Here is a 6,307-nt window from a genome sequence, read left to right on the forward strand (position 1 = left end):
CTAATAAGCAGATAAGACGAATGCGTTACCATTATAACATAGAGATTACAAAAACTTGAGAGCTCTACTTATTTTTTAACGAAATACCCAAGTGCTTGTAAGCTTTCTCTGTTGCCACACGCCCAGAACGAGTACGCATGATGAAGCCTTTTTGAATCAAATAAGGCTCATACATGTCTTCCACAGTATCTCTTTCTTCAGCAATGTTTATCGACAAAGTACCAATGCCAACTGGACCGCCATTATACATCTCAATCATCGTGCGTAAAATTTTCTGATCGATATAATCCAACCCTTCGCTATCAACATCTAACATTGTCAAAGCTTCATCAGCAATATGATTATCAATAATACCATCACCAATTATTTGAGCATAATCCCGAACCCTCTTTAATAGACGATTAGCTATTCGAGGAGTTCCCCGGCTTCTCTTAGCTAATTCGACAGCTGCTTCATGAGTGATATCAGCCTCAAAGATATCTGCCGTACGCTCAATAATTTCAGTTAGGTCCTTATCTTCATAATATTCCATATGCCCATTGATACCAAAACGAGCACGCAAAGGATTAGACAACATACCCGCACGCGTAGTTGCTCCAATCAAGGTGAATGGCGGAAGATCTAGATGGACACTCCTACTAGCTTCCCCCGATCCAATCATAATATCGATATAAAAATCTTCCATAGCACTATACAAGACTTCTTCAATCGCCATCGGCATCCGATGAATCTCATCAATAAATAGAACATCACCAGGCTCAAGTTCATTTAAAATAGCAACTAAATCTCCAGCTTTTTCAATAGCCGGTCCCGATGTCTGCTTCAAATTAACACCCAATTCGTTAGCAATAACAAAAGCCATAGTTGTCTTTCCCAACCCAGGAGGACCATATAAAAGGGTATGATCTAAAACTTCATCCCTCAAGCGAGCCGCTTCAATAAAAATAGACAATTGCTCTTTGACCTTATCCTGACCGATATATTCTTTAAAATTATGCGGACGCAGACTACGTTCAACCTGATCCTCATTTTCTAACATTTCATCATCTAAAATTCTACTCATAACATCATTATAACATAAAAGTCTTTAAGCAAATTAGAAGGATCCCACGCTCCAATCAAAATAAAAACACCCATAGGACAAACCCTTGGGTGTTTTGAAATATTGATATAAAGCCGTTCTTAACGTTTTGAGAACTGACTAGCTTTACGTGCTTTCTTAAGACCTGGTTTCTTACGTTCAACCATACGAGCATCACGTGTAAGAAGACCTGCACGCTTCAATGAATCGCGAAAATCTGGATCCACTTGAAGTAATGCACGTGCAATACCGTGACGGATTGCACCTGATTGACCCGCATAACCACCACCTACAACATTTACATGAACATCATAGGAACCTGCAGTTGAAGTAACTGCAAATGGTTGGTTAATGACTAAACGTAAATCTGCATGTGGAATGTATTCTTCTACATCTTTTTTGTTAACTGTGATTTTACCTGTACCTGGAGTCAAGCGAACGCGAGCAACCGCATTTTTACGACGTCCAGTACCTGTGTATTGAGCTTGTGCCATAAGTTATACCCCTTTCCTCTTAGATAAGACCTGAGATGTCAAGTACTTCAGGTTTTTGCGCAGCATGTGTATGCTCATCACCAACGAAGACTTTCAATTTCATTCCTTGTGCACGTCCAAGAGTATTGTGTGGAAGCATACCCTTAACCGATTTTTCAATCAAACGAACCGCATTCTTCGAACGCAATTCACCAGCAGAGATTTGCTTCAATCCACCTGGATACATTGAGTGAGTATAGTAAATTTTATCAGTTGCTTTTTTACCAGTCAATTTAACTTTCTCAGCATTGATGACAATAACAAAGTCACCTGTATCAGTATGAGGGGTAAATGTTGGTTTGTTCTTACCACGAAGAACACTTGCAACTACTGCAGAAAGACGCCCGAGTGGCACATCAGTAGCATCTACAACGTACCACTTACGCTCAACTTCACCTGGCTTAGCCATGTATGTTGTTTTATTCATGATTTCTCCTATATTAACGTTTTTGTTTACAAAGTGGATGTTCCGGTCCACACAATATTCCAAAGCTTTCCGGGGCTTCTGAAATGGGGTAAACAATACCGATGATTATCATACCAAATTTAATCCTACCAAGTCAAGTCAATTCCCTTTACTTTCTCCATATTTATAAAATTTATTCTAAAAATAGATCTAATCTTCGAAGTCATCAAATTCAATTTTGATATCTCTAATAAATGAATTTTTACCTTTAAAAGAAACACCTGTCATTAATAGCATTAATTTATTGAAATCTTCTTTATCCAATTTAAGCTTCAACTCTTTTAACTTGTCTTTTAATGCCAAGTAATCAGCAGTATCCATCTTGTTATCAGAAATTTGATGTCCCAATTCAAAGATCTCCTCATAAATCATTTTATCAAATAGCCTTTTCTGCGCCGCCTGTTTCCTCAGATTATCCTTAACATAGCTTCCAAACCTAATTTTGAAAAAACCTCTTAATTTGTCATAATCCTCGATTAAACTAGGATTTTTCTGTAACAATTTAAAAAGTACAATCTGAGCTTCCTGCTGCCAGTCATCTTTTGACCATAACTTTAGATAATAGTCTCGCGACAACTTACCAACAATACCTTTAACAGCATTATATGCATCAATAAAATCTTGTTCATCCATAAATAAAACCCCTTCAGTTAGAATGAGCTTACCATCCTCTAGACTAACAAACATCCTCCGCTCATCTTCGGAATAAGCAATATCAAATTCATCGAAAGCATCGTCATCACAAAATAGAGCATTATAGTCAGAGTAGTGATCAAATATTTTCTTAAGTTTCTTAGATTTCATAAAGTTTCCTCATTTCTTTAATAATGTTCTTTATTATCCTATATTTTTTGATAAGTCTGCAGTAACATGAATAACACCACAAAAAATCAAAAAATACATTACACTTATTTATTCGAATTTATTTTAAAAAAATAGCAAAACATTAAAAATAACATAAAAAAGACATGTAGCTGTCAATTTTTCATAAATTTTTGCTAAATTAAAGATTTTTTTAATCTTTATCGCTGCTAGAAAACTATCTCATTAATAAAATAAATTTCATTCAACATTTGGCAGAAAAACAAATAATGTTCGAACCCAAAATCGCTTCATATAGAAAGCAAAGGAGATCACAAAAACTAATGAAAGGGGCTAACTAACCATAAAAGAATACTACTTTCTCAAAAATAATAGTAAGAAATATTTGACTTCAAAAGAATTAACCAATGCACACAAAAAATCCCCAGCATATTAAACATCAAAAAAGATAAAATCAACTTATAGCACTAATCAATAAAATTAGCTCACAAAAAAGTTCATTTGAATAGCCTGTAAGCAACCAAACAGTATTATTCAAATGAACCCTTAAAATTATAACGCTAAAAGCCCTTATTTACAAGACAGTATAAAAATTCTTACATTACACTTAAATTACGCACATGCTTCACAATCCAAACCACGCTTATTTACATAGAAAATATCTAAAAGGCATTAAACTAAACTCTAAATATCACTATTGAACAGTCCCAGAATAATATGTGAGTACCACTTTCAACAGTTTCTAAAATCACATTTGATTGAATTCCTTACACTAATACGAAAAGTGATCATATCTCACTCTACAATGCTTACTTATATATAACTAAATTTCGTAAATAAGCTATTCAAAGATAACAAGCGAGATAGCGATCACCAAAATTTTGATAACTTCAACAATCAAATCACTTTATTTTATCCTTATCCACCTAAAAAAATGTCGCTTCAAATATAGAACTTGTAAAAAATACAGATCGCTAAGAGAATCTTGGTCAGAGTAAATCATAAGATTTCAAACATCATTAACCACAAAATCACCGAGAAACTCATGAGTCAATGGCAAAAACTATCTATTTCTGTATCAACCCTCTATCGCCAGTTAGACCGCTTTGAACATAAAAGGCTCTATAATTTCTGTAGTGGGTAACTCCACTTAGGAAGTTATAGAGCTTTTTGAGTATCAAAAAAATCCCACAAGAACTATAATGAAAAGCGTTCAAACAACTCATTAGAAAGACTCTTATGGAACACCTCAATCATACCACACAACTCATCGGGATTAAAGACAATAATACTACCTTGACACAAGCCGTTCAACACGATACCCATATCGAAGTCATCGCCACACTTGACTATCGTCCCCCTAAATGTAAACACTGCAAGGGAAAACAAATCAAATATGACTTCTAGAAACCTTCTAAAATCTCCTTTATCGAAATCGGAGGATTCCCTAGCCTCATTCGCTTGAAAAAAAGACGATTTCAATGCAAAGTCTGTCGGAAGGTAAGCGTATCTGAAACGACCCTCGTTCAGAAAAAATTACCAAATCTCTGAGATAGTGAGACAAAAAATCGCTCAGCTATTGCTCAACAGGGAGGCCTTAACCCATATCGCTGCTAAGCTGGCTACTATATCTACCTCTACCGTCTATCGCAAGCTCCAGCAATTTCAGTTTCAAGAAGATTATTCTTCCTTGCCTGAAATCCTCTCCTGGGATGAATTTTCGTCTCAAAAGGAAATCTTGCCTTCATTGCCCAAGATTTCAAGACCAAGAAAATCATTACTATCCTCGATAACAGACGTCAAACCACCATCCGCAATCATTTCTTTAACTACTCTAAAAAAGCTAGAAATAATGTTAAAGGGGTTACTGTCGATATGTCTGGAAGTTATATCACTCTCATTAAGACATTATTCCCTAATGCCAAGACTGTCCTCGATCGCTTCCATATTGTCCAGCACATGAGCCGTGCCCTTAATCAGACAAGAATCAAAATCATGAAGCCATTTGACAAGAAATCTCTGGAATATAGGGCTCTTAAATACCACTGGAAACTCATTCAAAAAGATAGTCGAAAACTCTCTCTTAAACCTTTTTACTCACGGACTTTCAGAGAGACTTTAACTCCTACAGAGTGTCTGAATAAACTGTTGAAACTAGTACCTGAACTAAAAGCCTATTATGACCTCTACCAACGGCTCCTCTTTCACCTGCAGGAGAAAAACACCAAACAATTCTTTAGCCTCATTCATAATGCTCTACCATACCTTAATCAGACGTTTAAAACAGCTTTGAACACGTTATTCGCTATAAAGACGATATCACCAATGCCATTGAACTTCCTTATTCTAACGCTAAATTAGAAGCAACTGACAAACTTTTCAAAGACATCAAACGCAATGCCTTCGGCTATCGGAACTTTGACAATTTCAAGAAACGAATTTTTCTAGCTTTGAACATAGCAAAAGAGAAGACGACATTCGTCTTCTCTCGTGCTTAGTTATAAGTCACCCACTACAATTGACAAGGAGCCCATAAAAAACGGGGGAGCATAATTGCTCTCCCTAAATAAAATAACTAATTAAAAACTTTAAGCTATACCGGCGGCCGGGGTCGAACCGGCACGTCCGTGAGGACACTGGATTTTGAGTCCAGCGCGTCTGCCAATTCCGCCACGCCGGCATGGTATAAACTAAACTGGGGTAGCTGGATTCGAACCAACGCATGAGGGAGTCAAAGTCCCTTGCCTTACCGCTTGGCTATACCCCAAAATAGGCGAATGATGGGAATCGAACCCACGAATGCCAGAGCCACAATCTGGTGTGTTAACCACTTCACCACATTCGCCATGTACACGGGCAGTAGGAATTGAACCCACACTGAAGGTTTTGGAGACCTTAGTTCTACCTTTAAACTATGCCCGTAAACAATGGAAGGGGAGGGATTCGAACCCCCGAACCCGAAGGAGCGGATTTACAGTCCGCCGCGTTTAGCCTCTTCGCTACCCTTCCTTAATAATATTAAATAATGGCGCGAGACGGAATCGAACCGCCGACACATGGAGCTTCAATCCATTGCTCTACCAACTGAGCTACCGAGCCAACCTATAATAATTGCGGGAGCAGGATTTGAACCTACGACCTTCGGGTTATGAGCCCGACGAGCTACCTAACTGCTCCATCCCGCGATAAGTAAAAGGAGGATGTGGGATTCGAACCCACGCACGCTGTTACACGCCTGACGGTTTTCAAGACCGTTCCCTTCAGCCAGACTTGGGTAATCCTCCAAAATAGTCCGTACGGGATTCGAACCCGTGTTACCGCCGTGAAAAGGCGGTGTCTTAACCCCTTGACCAACGGACCATTATATGGGCACAAGTGGACTCGAACCACCGACCTCACGCTTAT

Annotated in this window: 4 protein-coding genes, 9 tRNA genes and 1 pseudogene; 1 reads left to right on the plus strand and 13 read right to left on the minus strand. The window is 37.9% G+C overall.

Annotated elements, in window-relative coordinates; all coding sequences use genetic code 11:
• Positions 1-64: 64 nt before the first annotated feature.
• The 4 genes from ruvB to AC4HAI_RS08570 form a co-directional block, all read right to left on the minus strand.
• Complete coding sequence (gene ruvB / locus AC4HAI_RS08555) at positions 65-1,063, minus strand: Holliday junction branch migration DNA helicase RuvB (RefSeq protein WP_491111220.1); 999 nt, start codon at positions 1,061-1,063, stop codon at positions 65-67.
• Positions 1,064-1,182: 119 nt separating this feature from the next.
• Entirely contained in the window at positions 1,183-1,575 is a 393-nt protein-coding gene (gene rpsI, locus AC4HAI_RS08560; protein WP_491111222.1) for a 30S ribosomal protein S9, read from the minus strand.
• A gap of 19 nt (positions 1,576-1,594) precedes the next feature.
• Positions 1,595-2,041, minus strand: a complete 447-nt coding sequence (rplM, locus tag AC4HAI_RS08565) for a 50S ribosomal protein L13 (RefSeq protein WP_491079620.1) — start codon at positions 2,039-2,041, stop codon at positions 1,595-1,597.
• A gap of 189 nt (positions 2,042-2,230) precedes the next feature.
• Positions 2,231-2,884, minus strand: a complete 654-nt coding sequence (locus tag AC4HAI_RS08570; RefSeq protein ID WP_491079621.1) for a sigma-70 family RNA polymerase sigma factor — start codon at positions 2,882-2,884, stop codon at positions 2,231-2,233.
• A gap of 1,257 nt (positions 2,885-4,141) precedes the next feature.
• Here AC4HAI_RS08570 and AC4HAI_RS08575 point away from each other — a divergent pair.
• Positions 4,142-5,400 (plus strand): annotated as a pseudogene (locus AC4HAI_RS08575) (ISL3 family transposase).
• A 98-nt stretch (positions 5,401-5,498) separates the two neighbouring features.
• Here AC4HAI_RS08575 and AC4HAI_RS08580 read toward each other — a convergent pair.
• The 9 genes from AC4HAI_RS08580 to AC4HAI_RS08620 form a co-directional block, all read right to left on the minus strand.
• Positions 5,499-5,582: transfer RNA gene (locus tag AC4HAI_RS08580), tRNA-Leu, on the minus strand.
• Between the two features lie 15 nt (positions 5,583-5,597).
• Positions 5,598-5,669 (minus strand) — tRNA-Gln (locus tag AC4HAI_RS08585).
• A gap of 5 nt (positions 5,670-5,674) precedes the next feature.
• A tRNA-His gene (locus AC4HAI_RS08590) sits at positions 5,675-5,747 on the minus strand.
• A gap of 6 nt (positions 5,748-5,753) precedes the next feature.
• Positions 5,754-5,824: transfer RNA gene (locus tag AC4HAI_RS08595), tRNA-Trp, on the minus strand.
• 6 nt (positions 5,825-5,830) lie between these two features.
• Positions 5,831-5,911: transfer RNA gene (locus AC4HAI_RS08600), tRNA-Tyr, on the minus strand.
• Positions 5,912-5,928: 17 nt separating this feature from the next.
• Positions 5,929-6,001 (minus strand) — tRNA-Phe (locus AC4HAI_RS08605).
• A gap of 12 nt (positions 6,002-6,013) precedes the next feature.
• Positions 6,014-6,087 (minus strand) — tRNA-Met (locus AC4HAI_RS08610).
• Positions 6,088-6,096: 9 nt separating this feature from the next.
• Positions 6,097-6,186: transfer RNA gene (locus tag AC4HAI_RS08615), tRNA-Ser, on the minus strand.
• A 4-nt stretch (positions 6,187-6,190) separates the two neighbouring features.
• Positions 6,191-6,262: transfer RNA gene (locus AC4HAI_RS08620), tRNA-Glu, on the minus strand.
• Between the last annotated feature and the right edge of the window lie 45 nt (positions 6,263-6,307).

The organism is Streptococcus sp. ALY_208, from assembly GCF_058314295.1.